Below are 15,134 nucleotides of genomic sequence, written 5' to 3' on the forward strand. Positions count from 1 at the left end.
TAGAGTGGTATATGTTAAGTGATATTTTAGAGAAGGGAAAAGAAGAAATTTTAGAAAAATTTTTATATTATATGGAACAAGAGGGATATGGTATTAATGACAGCCAAAGAGAGATATGGAAAGATTCATCGAAAATGATTTCTGATACAATAAATTATATATTTTTAAATAATGATGATAAAACTAATTTAAAGAAATTATATAAAGATCAATTTAGTAATATCTGCACATATGGAATAAAAAAATTATTAATACAGCAAAAAATCAAATTAACTATTAGTAAGCTTATAAAAATTTTACAGTGTTTTAGAAAAGCATATTCAGATATAATATTACAAAGTAATTTAGGAGAGAAAATCAAAATTGAAATTGTAAAATTTAATATTAATTTTTTTGATGAACTAGTATGTTGTTGTGCGGATGTTTGGAATAAGACAGCAGAAAGTGAGATAAAATTTAAAGCTCTAACAGAACTAAATTCTGTTTTTGTTTTTATGTACAATAATAAAAAGTGTATTTATTTAAATACAGCAGCAGAAAAATTTACAGAATATACTAAAAAAGAAATTTGTAATATAGATTTTAAGGATATTTTTGATCCAAAGTTTCAAAAATACATTATTAACAATGTAGAGAAATCAGAAGATATTAAAAATGTACTTTCAACTTATGAAATGAAAATAATAACTAAAAGTGGAAAAGAGAAATGGATTGAATTTAGTAAAGGATTAATTAATTTTACAGATAGGCCAATAATGATAGGTATAGCTTTTGATATAGATAAGAGAAAAAAAGCAGAAGAAGATTTAAAAAAAAGTGAGAACAGATACAGAAAATTAGTAGAACTTATGCCTGATTCTGTTTTGGTTCATAGCAATAGAAAAATAGAATATTGTAATAAAGCTTGTGCAAAGCTCTTAGGTTGTAATGATCCAGAAGAGATAATAGGTAAGTATAATTATAAGCTAATGGAGATACAGTCAGATTATAAATCTTTATATCAACAAAGAATGGATAGAGTATTAAGAGAGGGCACTGTACCGCTTGCTGAAGAGAAATTTATAAGAAAATCAGATGGTCATATGGTAGAAGTAGAAACTACATCAACTGTTATTCCTTATAGAGATACAGTTGCGATACTTGAAATACTAAGAAATATATCTGAAAGAAAAAGAATAGAAGAATTAAAAGAAAAAGTTAAAGAGAAAACTAATTTATTAAAACAAACTATAGAATATGATAAAATTAGGACTGAATTTTTTTCAAATATATCTCATGAATTAAAAACACCAATAAATGTTATATTTGCAGCGCTTCAGCTTATTGAATTATATGAAAAAAAATTAAAAAATAATGAAAATGAAAAATATAAAATTCCCAAATATGTAACGATAATGAAGCAAAATTGTTATAGACTTATAAGATTAGTTAATAATCTTATTGATATTACGAAGATTGATGCAGGTTATTTTGGATTAAATTTGAAAAATTGTAATATAGTAAGTGTTGTAGAAGAAATAACTTTATCTGTTGCAGAATATATAGAAAATCATGGAATTGATTTGATTTTTGATACTGAGATAGAGGAAAAAATTATTGCTTGTGATAAAGATAAAGTTGAGAGGATAATACTTAATTTATTATCTAATGCAATAAAATTTACTAAACCTGGAGGAAAAATATGTGTAAATATATATGATAAAGGTGATAGAATACTAATATCAGTAAAAGATACAGGAATAGGAGTACCAAAGGAGAAGCAAAAGGATATATTTAAAAGATTTGTACAAGTAGATAAATCTCTTTCTAGAAAAAGAGAAGGTAGTGGTATAGGGTTATCATTAGTGAAATCGTTAATAGAAATGCATGGTGGAAATATATCACTAAAGAGTGAATGTGGTAAAGGTAGTGAGTTTATAATAGAATTACCATGTAGAACCATAAATGAAACACAAAATCAAAATAATTTAGGAAAATATGCAAGAAATTATAATAATATTGAAAGAATTCATATAGAATTTTCTGATATATATAATAATAACTAAACTTTTATTTTAAAAGTATCAATAATTATAATATAATATAAAAAAAGCTATTTTTAAAAAATATAAAACATAAAATACTTTAAATTGCCTAATGAAAAATTGCATAAAACATCAAACAAGAAAAATCGATTTAATAGGGGGAGAATTTGTGTTGAATATGCAAGATTTAAAAAGTGTAAAATGGGATAAAAATATGTATACAGAATTTAGAGAGTTATTATATACATTAGGTGAATCAAAATATAAGGAATATAATGAAAAGGTAATTCCTAATATAGGAGAAAACATAGGTATACGCATACCTATGTTAAGAAAAATAGCAAAAAAATTAAGTCAAAGTACAGAAATTGAAAAGGTATACAACTTTTTGGAAGATGAAAATACATATGAAGAAAAAATCATTCAAGGTATGATATTACCACATCTGAATTATTGCAGCAGTAAAGAATTGTTCAATAATATTGATTTATATATCTTGAGAATAAATAATTGGGCACTTTGTGATAATTTTGTAGTAAGTTTAAGAAATCCTGTAAAAACTAATAAAGAAAGTTTTTTTCTAAGGATTAAGAAATATATAAGAAGTAACAATCCGTGGGAAATAAGGTTTGGTATTGTACTTTTAAATAATTATTTTGTTGATCAAAAATATTTAGATGATATATTTTTATTAATGGATTATGTAAAAAGTAAAGAACATTATGTTACTATGGCTATAGGTTGGCTTATAAGTACGTGTTATTTTACAAATAAAGAACTTACTTTAAATTATATAAAGAGTGAAAAGATAGAGTTGAATTGTATTAATAAAGCTTTAAAGAAAATTTTAGAATCTAGAAAGGTTAGTAAAGAAGATAAAATAATCATAAAGAAGCTTAGAGATAAGTATAAAAAATAATGTGATTAAAATACTTTTTAAAGAAAAAGACCGGAATTACCGGCCTTTTTTTTATTCAGATTTACAATAATTTAAAACTAAATCAATTGTAGCTAAAACTGAATCCATATGAGTTCTTTCATAAGCATGAGAAGCAAAAACACCAGGGCCTATTAAAGCAGTCTTAATGTCCCAGCCAGCTCTAACTGCAGCAGATGCATCAGAACCATAATGAGGATATGTATCTATTTTATAGTCAATATTATTTTCCTTTGAAAGATGAGTCAATTTTTTTCTTAAATCTAAATCATAAGGTCCAGAAGAATCTTTTGCGCAAATACATACACTGTATTCAGAAGAATTTTGGTCAAGTCCAGGGGCTCCCATATCAACTGATACAAATTCTTTAGTTCTTTCAGGAATATAACAAGCACCATGTCCTACTTCTTCGTAATTGCTAATAAAGAAATTAGTAGTATAAGGTAATTCGATATTATTTTCTATTAAGTATTTTATTGTATAAAGTAAAATTGCTACACTAGCTTTATCGTCAAGGTGTCTAGTTTTTATAAAACCTTTTTCTGTAAATCTTGTTCTTGTATCAAAGCATATAAAATCTCCAACATCTATTCCTAATTTTTCTACATCTTCCTTAGAAGAAACCTTTTCATCTAACACGACTTCCATATTTTCAGGTGTTCTCTTTAATCCACGAGCATCGTCACCGCTTATATGTACTGAAGGTTTTTGAGTTTGTATAGTTCCAGTAAATGTTTTACCTTCGATGGTTTCTATAGTACAATTTTCTCCTTCTATAGAATTCATCATAAATCCTCCAAGAGGAGTTAATGCTAAGGTGCCAGTAGAATTTATACCTTTAACCATAGCCCCTAATGTATCTACATGTGCAGAAAGAGTTCTTTGATAGTTGTCATTTTTCCCTTTTATAGTAACAACGACAGCTCCTTTATTAGTTGTAACGTAATATGCATTTAACATATGCAGTTCTTCTTTGATGTAATCCATTATTTTATTTGTGTATCCAGTTGGACTGGATATTGATAATATATTTTTTAAATAGTATTTTATTTTTTCTTCATTGTAGTTCATTATTATCACTCCTTTAATTGTTTGACAAGTTAATTTTAACATAATTAATTAAATTTTCAAATAATATATTTAATATATAAATTTATTATTAACTTATATAATATGTAAAAATATATATAAATTAAATATTGTAAATAAAATCTTAATATAAATATACTAATAAATTAAACTAAAAAGTCATAGTAATAATATATATTTTTATAGTATAATATTGAGGTACATTTAAAAGGAGAGGTTGCACTATGAGAAAAAGAAACAACAAAACTACTAAAAGAGGAATTCTATATTCACTAGTTGCAATGGGTATTTTAGCACTAATTGGTTTTATGAGTTATGTATATTTTACTGTTAATAATTATAACAATTTAGTTTATCCTGGAGTAAAAGTAGGAAGTGTAGATTTATCAGGAAAAACTAAGAATGATGCTTTAAAATTATTAAAAGAAAGGTATGGCGAAAAAGCTATTCAACAAAATCAAATTAATTTAAAATCGAAAAATAAAACTTATACAATTGATTATTCTAAATTAGACGCTAAATATGATATTGCAGGTATAATAGATGAAGTGTTTAATTATGGAAAAGATTTAAACATTTTTCAAAAGTATAATTTGATAAGGAATAAGGAAAAACAGTATAAAATGGAATTTACTTATAAAAGTGAACCAATAAAAAATGTAATTGATATGATAGAAAAAGATACAAACTGTGAACCTAAAAATGCATATTTAAAAAGAAAAGGGACAAGCGATTTTGAAATCATAGCTGGACAAGAAGGTATGAAAGTATCAGTTGAAAAATTAAAAAAAGATATAAAAGATAAAATTAATGAAACAGAAGCAGGTAATTTTACTTTAGACATACCTGTAAAAAAAATTGAGCCTAAAGTTACAAAACAAAAACTTTCAAGTGTTAATTCATTAATAGCATCATATAATACTAGTTTTAGGACATCTTCATATGGAAGAGCAACTAATGTAAGGGTGGCCACTAATAGTATTAATGGAATTATACTTATGCCAGGGGAAGTTTTTAGTTTTAATGATGTAGTCGGACCAAGAACTGCTGAAAGAGGATATAAAAATGCTGCAGTTATAATAGGAAACAAGGTTGAACCAGGATTAGGTGGAGGAGTATGTCAAGTTTCTACTACTTTATATAATGCTGTATTAAAGTCAGGGTTAAAGTCAGTTGAAAGGACTAATCATACTTTAGTATCTCATTATGTACCAAAAGGAAGAGATGCTACAGTAAGTTATGGATCATTAGATTATAAATTTAAAAATACTACAGAACATCCTGTTTATATTGAAGGATATACTGCGAATAAGGTTCTTTATTTTAATATTTATAGTAATAATAGTCTGAAAAAAAGAACTTATACTATAGAAAATAATGTGTATGATACAGTTGAAGCTAAAGTTGAATATCAAGATGATCCGAATTTGGAAGAAGGAAAAACTGAAGTAATACAAAAGGCACATACTGGATTCAAAGTTAAAGTGTACAGAAATATTTATGAAAATGGAAAATTTGTAAAGAAAGAATTAATATCAAAGGATTATTATAGACCTGTAAATGGATTAAGCAAAAGAGGTACTAAAAAACCAGAAAGTGCTGAGACTGAAACAGATGAGAAGAAACCTAATGATGATACTAATAATACCAATGAAGAGAATGCTAATAACGAATCTAGTAGTGATGAATCTAATAGCAGTGAATCTGATAATAGTACAAGTAATCCATAAAATTATTAATGACCAATAGTTAAGAATAAAAACTGATGAGATTATATTTTAATCTTATCAGTTTTTTTACAAAGTATGATTATAATTAAGTCTTGTTTACAAAAAAATATTTTTTTATACGTAAAAAATGTGTAGATATATATAAACATAAAATATTATGGTAAAATAGTAATATAATTCAAAAAACAAATAGGGGGTTTAGTTTATGGATGATACGACTAAAATTATAGAAAAAATTATATGTAATATTGGAAAAGTTGTAATTGGAAAAGATAAAGAGATAAAGAATATATTAAAAGCAATAATTGCAAATGGACATGTTCTAATAGAAGATATTCCTGGGGTTGGAAAAACTACTTTGGTTAAAGCTTTAGCAAAATCTTTTAATTTATCCTATAATAGAATACAATTTACTCCAGATTTAATTCCATCTGATATAACAGGTGTATCTATTTATAATCAGAAGACTATGGAATTTGAATTTAAGAAAGGACCTATATTTGCAAATATTATTCTTGCTGATGAAATAAATAGAACATCTCCAAAAACTCAGTCGGCATTACTTGAAGTAATGGAGGAAAAACAGATATCAGAAGGAAATAATGTATATAAGCTTCAAAAACCATTTTTAGTACTTGCAACTCAAAATCCCATAGAATATGAAGGCACTTTTTCACTTCCAGAAGCACAACTTGACAGGTTTATTATTAAAGCAAAGATTGGATATGTAAATGAACAAGATGAATTAAAAATTCTTAAAATTTATAAAGAAAGAGAGCCTATACAAGAAATAGGTGAAGTTGCAAGCTGTGAAGATATTATAGAACTTCAAAAACAAGCTGCAAAAATATATGTAAGTGATGAAATAAATAGATATATAGTAAAGCTAGTAAATACAACTAGAAATCATAAATATTTGTTATTAGGAGCTAGTACACGAGCAGCACTGGCACTTTTGAAAATATCTCAAGCAAGTGCGCTTATTGACAATAGACAGTATGTTATACCTGAAGACATTAAAGAAAATGCTATATCTGTATTAAGTCATAGATTAATATTAACTCCTTCAGCAAAAGCAAATAATTATACTAGTGAGAGTATAATAAAGGATATATTAAATACTATTTCAATACCAAAGGTGAATTAATATGATAAAGATAAATAAGAAATCAATATGTTTAATAATATTAACTTTTATATTTGCACTTTTTTTGGAGGAAATTTACCTTATTCAATTTTTTACATTTTTTTAACAGCACTATTATTAGAAGGAATATATATATTAATTGCTCTAAAAAATATATCAATAAAAATTGATATAGATGAGACAACATATATAGCTGGAGATAAAGGAAATATTAAAGTGTTGATTAGAAATTATAGTATGCCATATGTATTTATAGAAAATGATACCTTTAAAATTCTAAATAAAAATTATAATGGACATTGTCTTTTTTTAGATTCATCAAGAAGTGAACTTCTTAACTTGAAATTAGATTTTAAATTAAGAGGAGTCTATACTTTAGATGAATTTAAAGTAAAAGTGGATGATTTATTTAATATATTTTCTATAAAAAAGACTATAAGGTCAAACTGTGAAGTAATAAAAGTATATCCTAAGATATATTATTTTAAAGGGTTTGTTTCATATGGAAAATATAATTATCAAGACAAATTGTCTACTAATGAGTATGCAGAGGATTTATCTATAGTAAAAGATGTAAGAAAATATAGATTAGGGGATAGTTTAAGAAAAATTCATTGGAAACTAAGTGCAAAACATAATGAATTATATGTTAAAAATTTTGAAAATACTTTGGGGATGGAATGTAATATATTTTTAAATTTTAATAAAGAAAATTTTCTTATTGATGAAAAAGATATTGTAGAAGAAAAGTCAATTGAATGTTGTGCATCTCTTATAAATTATATGAGAAATAATAATATAAAAAGTAATTTATTTATAAATGATAGTGAACAAAGGAGATTAAACATATTTGATGATAAATCATTTTATGATTTAATGGAAAAATTTATAAGTAAAAAAAGCAGTGGAGATATGAAATTTTATGATTTTATAAATAGTAAATTACATTATATTTCACCCAAAAGTTTGGTACAGATAATTACAGTAAAGGTAGATAAAAAATTAAGAGATGTAATTTTAAATTTAAATCAAAAAGGATATGAAGTTAATGTGTTTTATTATTCAAAAGATCTTATAGAACTAGAAAACATTAAATTATTAAATAAAGCACAGATAAAATGTATAAATTTTAATATATTTTTAAAAGATTAATTATATAAAAAAGGGGTAACTTTTAATAATGGGATGGATTAAAGATAAAAGTTTAACTATAATGTTGGTTTTTATTAATATTATGTTTATGTTTAAATTAATGGAGAAAACATTAATAATACAGAATTTTGATTATATATTTGTTATTTTATTTTATTTAATATCAGTATTTATTTATTGGTTATACAGTTCTGCATTAAAAAAGAAAATATATAAGATATTAAGTATGTTATCATCAATGATATTTTTGGGTTTAATTATATTTTTTCAATATAACATAGTAAGTAACTTTGTAAAAAAAGAATTTATTAATAATTATAATGTTTTATATAATTTAACAGATAAATTAAAACCTACTTATTTTTATCAATTTAAACCATTTTTTATAGTAGGGTTTGTTATATTAATACCTATATTGTTAGCTATAACCTATAAATTTAATAATTTTATTTTAATAGTTAATTTAATTTATATAATATTTATGTGGTTTTTAAACTTTACAGAAGAAGTAATATCATGTTTACATGCATATTTATTTATAAGTATTATTACCTACGCTTTATTTCTGTATAAAAGACGTATTAAAGAGCTTAAAAAGAAAAATATTGAAATAAGAATGTCAAAAGTAAAAATGATAATTTACTGTTGTATTTTATCAGTAATAATATCAACTGTATCAGTATTACTTCCTCAAGATATTAAAGGAAAATATTCTATAAATCTTAAAGGCATATTTGAAAATAAATTTGTATCGGGTAATGGATCAATATCTTCAAAAAAACTTAAGAAAAATGCATATTCTATAGTTAATTCAGGATATTCTAATAGTGAAAAGAAGTTAGGTGGTTCAATTAAAATAAATAATAAGGTAGCTTTTCAAGTAAGAGGTAGAGGTATAAAATATTTGAAAGGAACGGTTAGAGATTATTATACAGGATATTCATGGAAGGATGGAGAAGCTGAGAGTTTTTTTCAAAAACGCAAAGATAAACAAATTATGAATGTTTATAAGCTGAATGAAGAAAAGATTACTAATCAATCTTTGGTTATATATCCTAAATTATTAAAGACACATTCCTTCTTAGTACCTTCATATACCTATGATGTACAAACAGAAAGAGGACAAGTTTTTTATAATAAAATTCCTATATTCATTGGTTCACATGTACAAGATAAACAGTATAGTGTTAAATATCATTTAACTAATTTAGAAACTTTTGAGGATATGAAAAGGGAAATAGAGTTTAGCGATGGAATATCCAATGACTATTCCCTTGGAAATATGCAGTATGAGAGAAATAGAGAAGGAAAAACAATTTTCATAAGGAGTGATAAAGAAGAGAATTATATAACAAGTTTTAGATTTAGAACATTTAATGATACTGTAGAATCTCAATATAAAAAATATTTACAAGTTCCCAAAAGTGTTCCTCGTAGAGTGTATAATTTAGTAAATAGCATTACATTGAATTGTAAAAATAATATAGAAAAAATTGAAAATATTAAGAAGTATTTAGAAAAAAATTACAAATATTCTTTAGAGGTTTCTGATGTCCCAGATGGTAGAGATTTTGTAGATTATTTTTTATTTGATGGAAGAAAAGGATACTGTACATACTTTGCTTCATCAATGACTATTATGTGTAGAATTGCTGGTATTCCTTCTAGATACGTTGAAGGCTTTAAAATGTCAAATAGAATGGATTTATCAAGTTACAATGATGTTACCAATGAGCAGGCTCATGCTTGGTGTGAAATTTTAATAAATTCAAATTCTAATATATGGACTGCAGCAGATCCGGCACCAACACCATTAGAATTTAGAATTAGAATGAATGAGAAAAAGAAAAAAGATGATTATTCCATGGAGTATTATAAAAATATGCACAATGTTCCATTAAAAAAACAAAAAAATAGTGATATAACTAAAGAAAGTACAGAGTTAAATGTTAACAATAGTACAAATAAATTTAAGATAATTCATGTTTTGGTACTATTATTATTGATACTTTGTGTAACATTATATTTATTACTATATAATATTAAGAAAAATAAAATGTTAGAGGGTAAGAGTATAATTCCGTTATATGAATATACTTTAAAAAGGTTAAAAGTTATAGGTATAGAAAAATCAGCTTATATGGGAGATTTAGAATTTATATTTACAATAAATGATGATGAATTGAGAAGTATGTTATTAAAGATAGTTAAAATATATTATGATGAGTATTATGGAAATGAATTCAATAATAGTTATAATAAAAAAGAATTTTATTATAATATTGAAAAATATATTAAACAAAAACAAAATAAAATAAAATATTATTTTAAAAAATTATTAATAAAATAAAAGTTTTTTTGTAAGGAAAATATTATTATTTGTTTTTAAAATTTTAATTTCTATACTAAAGAAAAGGAAGTGTATTTATGAAATACAAATTATTATGTACTGATATGGATGGAACCTTATTAGATGATAGAAAAGAAATAAGTACTGTAAACAGGGAAGCAATTAAGTTGGCAAATGATAATGGAGTAAAAGTTGTTGTATGCACAGGAAGGTTATTTGTATCATCTAAATTTTATTCGGATTTACTAGAGTTAAAAACTCCAGTTATTGCTTCAAATGGAGCATATATAAGAGAGAAGGATAGAGATGAAGTTATATATAAATGTGCTATAAATAAAAAAGAATGTATGGAAATTTTAAATTTGTTTAGAAAATATAATATTTATGCACATTTTTATACAGAAGATACTATTTTTGCAGATAAAATAATATATGTTTCTCAAAAATATTTGGAATATAATAAAACAATTCCTAAGGATGTGCAAGTAAAAGTGAAAGTAGTAGAAGATTGGGAAAAAGTATTTGAGGAGTATGATGGAAAGATATTTAAAGCTTTTGCTACTGATGAAAATACAGAAAAAATTAGAAAAGCAAAAGAGGAATTTAAAAAGTTATCTAAATTTAATGTGGTAAGTTCCTATGATAGTAATTTTGAAATTATGAGTAAAGAAGTAAGTAAAGGAAGAGCAGTAGAAATATTAGCAGGATTTTATGGAATTAATAAAGATGAAATTATTTGTATTGGAGATAATGAAAATGATTTATCTATGATTGAATATGCAGGATTAGGTGTTGCTATGAAAAATGGTTCAAATTTAGTGAAAGATAATTCTAATTATATTACTGATACAAATAATAATAATGGAGTAGCAAAGGTAATAGATAAATTTATTTTTAATAAATAATAATTAATTTAAGTTTGAAGTATTTGTTAACAAATACTTCAATATCTTTACTAATGAGTACAATTAGGTTAATATTAAATTATTGTAATAGAAGTAATAGGAGGGAATAAATTGAGCTTAAACATAGTACTATTTCAACCAGAAATACCATATAACACAGGGAATATAGGTAGGACATGCGTACTTACTAATAGTAAGCTTCATTTAATAAAACCACTAGGATTCAGTATAGATGATAAACATGTAAGAAGAGCTGGTATGGACTACTGGCCTCATGTTAATTTGGAAATGCATGATTCATATGAAGCTATGAGAAAAAAATATAAAGATTCAACATTTTATTTTATAACAACTCATGGAAAAAACTATTATACAGATGTAAAATTCAAAGATGGAGATTTTGTAATTTTTGGAAGGGAATCTTCAGGTTTGCCAGATGAAGTAAAGGGAAGTGATCCTGAAAGATGTATAAGAGTTCCTATGATAGAAACAACAACAAGATCACTAAATCTTTCAAATGCAGCAGCTATAGTGGCATATGAGGCACTTAGACAAATAGATTTTCCACACATGAAATAAGAGAGGAGTATCATTTAATGGAAAAAATCAAAATAATAACTGATAGTACAGCAGATTTACCAATAGATATCGTAAAGAAATACGATATAGAGGTACTACCTTTAATTGTAAATTTTGGTGACGAATCCTACTTTGAAGGTGTAGATATTCATCTTATGGAATTTTTAAAAAAAATGGATGAATCAGATACATTTCCAACTACTACACAAATTAATCCTCAAAGATTTTATGAATGTTATAAAAAGTATTTAGAACAAGGATATAAAATTGTGTCATTACATATATCTTCAAAAATGAGTGGAACATATCAATCAGCTTGTATAGCTAGAGACATGTTAGAAACTGAAGATATAGTTGTAATAGATAGTTTGAATGTAACTTCAGGACTTGGAATTTTAGTTATGGAATCCTGTAAGATGAAAGAAGAAGGATTTTCCATATATGAAGTGGAAGAAAAAATAGAAGAAATGAAGCCGCATGTTAAAAGTGCACTAGCTTTTGGAAGTTTAGATAATTTAGTTAAAGGAGGAAGATTATCTAAAACTGCTGGTTTTATAGGTAATGTGCTAAAAATAAAACTGATACTTGAAGTAAAAGATGGTGAAATGTCAGTTATGGACAAGGTAAGAGGCGGAAAAAAGGCTATAAGAAAGATACTAACTTGTCTAGACGAAAGAGGTATAAAAAAAGATACAACAAGAATATTACTTAATGTAGATAATAAAGATATATTAGAAGAATTAAGATCAAAGATAAGTAGTATGGAAAAAGAATTCATAGAAGCACAAGTAGGATGTGTAGTAGGAACATATGCAGGATGGGATGCTTGTGGAGTATTTTTTGTAGAAGATTATTAATTATTAAAAGTAGTACTAAATAAAAGATTTATGTCAATAATATTTGGGTATTTAATTATTTAATAGCAATTATAAAAAATCATAATAAGAATTTATAAAATTTTTGTAGAAAAATTGTCAATAATGTTGTATAATAAAATTGTCAAAAACAAATATTGTAAATGGATGAAGTTTTACGGGAGATAGTTTTTAAATATATTTTATTGATAATTAAATATATTTAAAAATAGCCGAAGGAGTAAATATTATTTTAGCCGAAGTAATATGAATCTCTCAGGCAAAGGGACCGAAAATGGACATTACTCTGGAAAGCTGAAAAAGCACCGAAGGAGCAAAACTCTCAGGTATTATAGACAGGGCATAAAAGGCAAAAGTCTTTTACGCGCTGTCTTTTATGTTATATAAAAGGAGAATAAAAGTGATAGAGAGAATGATGGTAATTACAAATAATCCTTTGTCAAAAGACAAGTTAGCAAATGAAGAAAAAGTGCAATCTATTGAATACATTGATGGAACTTATATGGATGTTTTGAAAAAAACTAGGGATTATATACATAAAGGACATAAATTACTAACACATCCTCTTATGAGTAGTCTTAAACCTAATGAAACTCCATATAGAACTGTATGTATTTCAAGTGAATGTGGTAATAATATTAATATGAAATCGTTATCGCTGATTGAAAACGCTATAATGGCAACAGAGAAATTTTTAAAGATAGGTAAAAATCCAAAATGGACACAAAGTATATTAAAAGACTTTCAAGTTATAGATTATGATTTGATTTATCATGCATTAAATTAAGTTAGGAGGATGAAAGTATGGCACATGTTTATGATACTATAATAATTGGTGGAGGTCCTGCTGGATTATCTGCTGGACTTTACGCAGCAAGATCTAGAATGGATACACTATTAATTGAAAGAGCAAAATACGGTGGTCAAGCCACAACAACAGATGAATTAGAAAACTATCCTGGATCAATTGAAAATTGCACAGGAACTACATTATCACAAAGAATGAGAAAACAAGCTGAAGACTTTGGAGTAAACTTTGTTAAAAATGAAGTGTTAGATGTTGATTTTGATGGAAAAGTTAAAGTTATTAAATGTAAAAATGATGAAACTTATGAAGCAAAATCAGTAATCATAGCTACAGGAGCTTATCCAAGACTAGCAGGATTTGATAGAGAAGTTGAACTAAGAGGTAGAGGAGTTTCTTATTGTGCAACATGCGATGCAGATTTCTTTACAGATTTAGATATAGCAGTTATTGGAGGAGGAGATTCCGCTATAACAGAAGCTATATATTTAACTAAATTTGCAGAAAGTGTAACAGTAATACATAGAAGAGATGAGCTAAGAGCTGCAAAATCATTACAAGAAAAAGCTTTTAAAAATCCAAAAATCAAGTTTATATGGAATTCAGTACCTTTAGAAGCAAAAGGTGATGAAATACTAGAAAGCTTAGTAATTGAAAATAGAAAAACTGGAGAAAAAAGTGAAGTAGAAGTTAATGGATGCTTTGTATTTGTTGGATATCTTCCAATTTCAGAAGTATTTAAAGGAAAAATAAATATGAATGATAGAGGAGATATAATAACTGACCAAGAAATGAGAACAAATGTTGAAGGTGTATTTGCAGCAGGAGATATAAGAGAAAAATCATTAAGACAAGTAATAACAGCAGCTGCTGATGGTGCAATAGCTGCAACTAATGCAGAACATTATATTCAAAATAATTTTGCTGAATAATTTTGAGAAAAAAGTAAAATATGATTATATAGCTTATTTTACTAAAAATAAATAATACAAAAACAAATAAGGAGGAATTGAAAATGGTAGAATTAGATAAGAAGAATTTTGAAGCAGAAGTTTTAAAATGTACTGAAAAACCTGTATTTGTTGATTTCTGGGGAGATAAATGCGAAATATGTAAACAACTTATGCCAGGAGTTCATGGTTTAGAAGAAAAGTATAGTGACAAAATTAAATTTTCAAGCTTAAATATAAGTGGAGCAAGAAGAGTTGCTATTGGTCAAAAAGTTTTAGGGTTACCAACAATGAAAATATATAAAGATGGAGAATGTGTAAAAACTATAACTCCAGATAAAGTTAGTTCATTAGATGATGTAGAAAATTTCATAAAAGAGTATTGTGATTCTCTATAATTTATAGAAATACTAAAAGTGAAAACGATAATAAGATTTAAAATTCTTAATTTTCTTTCGATTTTAGAGACTTACGAAGGTTAATATGCCTTTGTAGTCTTTTGAATAAATAATTATAAATGCTGAATTTTTTCGTTTCTAGAGACTTATAAAGGTTAATATGCCTTTGTAATCTTTTGAATAAATAGTCATA

Annotated in this window: 13 protein-coding genes and 1 riboswitch; of the genes, 12 read left to right on the forward strand and 1 reads right to left on the reverse strand. The window is 25.3% G+C overall.

Features of this window, described 5'->3' with window-relative positions:
• Positions 1-11: 11 nt before the first annotated feature.
• Together ACFIJ5_RS03110 and ACFIJ5_RS03115 are read left to right on the forward strand one after the other, a co-directional pair.
• A complete protein-coding gene (locus ACFIJ5_RS03110) occupies positions 12-2,045 on the forward strand; it encodes a PAS domain-containing sensor histidine kinase (RefSeq protein ID WP_379803664.1) in 2,034 nt (677 codons plus the stop codon).
• A gap of 157 nt (positions 2,046-2,202) precedes the next feature.
• Positions 2,203-2,943, forward strand: a complete 741-nt coding sequence (locus tag ACFIJ5_RS03115) for a DNA alkylation repair protein (protein ID WP_379809520.1) — start codon at positions 2,203-2,205, stop codon at positions 2,941-2,943.
• A 51-nt stretch (positions 2,944-2,994) separates the two neighbouring features.
• Here ACFIJ5_RS03115 and ACFIJ5_RS03120 read toward each other — a convergent pair whose 3' ends face one another.
• Entirely contained in the window at positions 2,995-4,032 is a 1,038-nt protein-coding gene (locus ACFIJ5_RS03120; protein WP_379803667.1) for a M42 family metallopeptidase, read from the reverse strand.
• Between the two features lie 242 nt (positions 4,033-4,274).
• Between ACFIJ5_RS03120 and ACFIJ5_RS03125 the strand changes: the two genes are divergently transcribed.
• The 10 genes from ACFIJ5_RS03125 to ACFIJ5_RS03170 all read left to right on the forward strand — a co-directional run bounded on the left by ACFIJ5_RS03125 (position 4,275) and on the right by ACFIJ5_RS03170 (position 14,941).
• Entirely contained in the window at positions 4,275-5,780 is a 1,506-nt protein-coding gene (locus ACFIJ5_RS03125) for a VanW family protein (protein ID WP_379803669.1), read from the forward strand.
• A 205-nt stretch (positions 5,781-5,985) separates the two neighbouring features.
• Positions 5,986-6,927: an AAA family ATPase gene (locus ACFIJ5_RS03130; RefSeq protein ID WP_379803671.1), complete on the forward strand. Its 942-nt coding sequence runs from the start codon at positions 5,986-5,988 to the stop codon at positions 6,925-6,927.
• A 27-nt stretch (positions 6,928-6,954) separates the two neighbouring features.
• A complete protein-coding gene (locus tag ACFIJ5_RS03135) occupies positions 6,955-8,079 on the forward strand; it encodes a DUF58 domain-containing protein (RefSeq protein WP_379803674.1) in 1,125 nt (374 codons plus the stop codon).
• A gap of 28 nt (positions 8,080-8,107) precedes the next feature.
• A complete protein-coding gene (locus ACFIJ5_RS03140; RefSeq protein ID WP_379803676.1) occupies positions 8,108-10,429 on the forward strand; it encodes a transglutaminase-like domain-containing protein in 2,322 nt (773 codons plus the stop codon).
• 77 nt (positions 10,430-10,506) lie between these two features.
• A complete protein-coding gene (locus tag ACFIJ5_RS03145; RefSeq protein WP_379803678.1) occupies positions 10,507-11,334 on the forward strand; it encodes a Cof-type HAD-IIB family hydrolase in 828 nt (275 codons plus the stop codon).
• Between the two features lie 111 nt (positions 11,335-11,445).
• Positions 11,446-11,913: a tRNA (cytidine(34)-2'-O)-methyltransferase gene (locus ACFIJ5_RS03150; RefSeq protein WP_379803680.1), complete on the forward strand. Its 468-nt coding sequence runs from the start codon at positions 11,446-11,448 to the stop codon at positions 11,911-11,913.
• 17 nt (positions 11,914-11,930) lie between these two features.
• Positions 11,931-12,770, forward strand: a complete 840-nt coding sequence (locus ACFIJ5_RS03155; RefSeq protein ID WP_379803682.1) for a DegV family protein — start codon at positions 11,931-11,933, stop codon at positions 12,768-12,770.
• A 166-nt stretch (positions 12,771-12,936) separates the two neighbouring features.
• Positions 12,937-13,069, forward strand: a riboswitch (glycine riboswitch).
• 119 nt (positions 13,070-13,188) lie between these two features.
• Positions 13,189-13,575 carry a GrdX family protein gene (locus ACFIJ5_RS03160; protein WP_379803684.1) on the forward strand — a complete coding sequence of 129 codons (387 nt, stop codon included), beginning with the start codon at positions 13,189-13,191 and terminating at the stop codon, positions 13,573-13,575.
• A gap of 17 nt (positions 13,576-13,592) precedes the next feature.
• Positions 13,593-14,525 carry a thioredoxin-disulfide reductase gene (gene trxB / locus ACFIJ5_RS03165; protein WP_379803686.1) on the forward strand — a complete coding sequence of 311 codons (933 nt, stop codon included), beginning with the start codon at positions 13,593-13,595 and terminating at the stop codon, positions 14,523-14,525.
• Positions 14,526-14,608: 83 nt separating this feature from the next.
• A complete protein-coding gene (locus ACFIJ5_RS03170) occupies positions 14,609-14,941 on the forward strand; it encodes a thioredoxin family protein (RefSeq protein WP_379803688.1) in 333 nt (110 codons plus the stop codon).
• Positions 14,942-15,134 lie beyond the last annotated feature (193 nt).

This window comes from Haloimpatiens myeolchijeotgali (assembly GCF_042688525.2).
Taxonomy (GTDB): Bacteria; Bacillota; Clostridia; order Clostridiales; family Clostridiaceae; genus Haloimpatiens.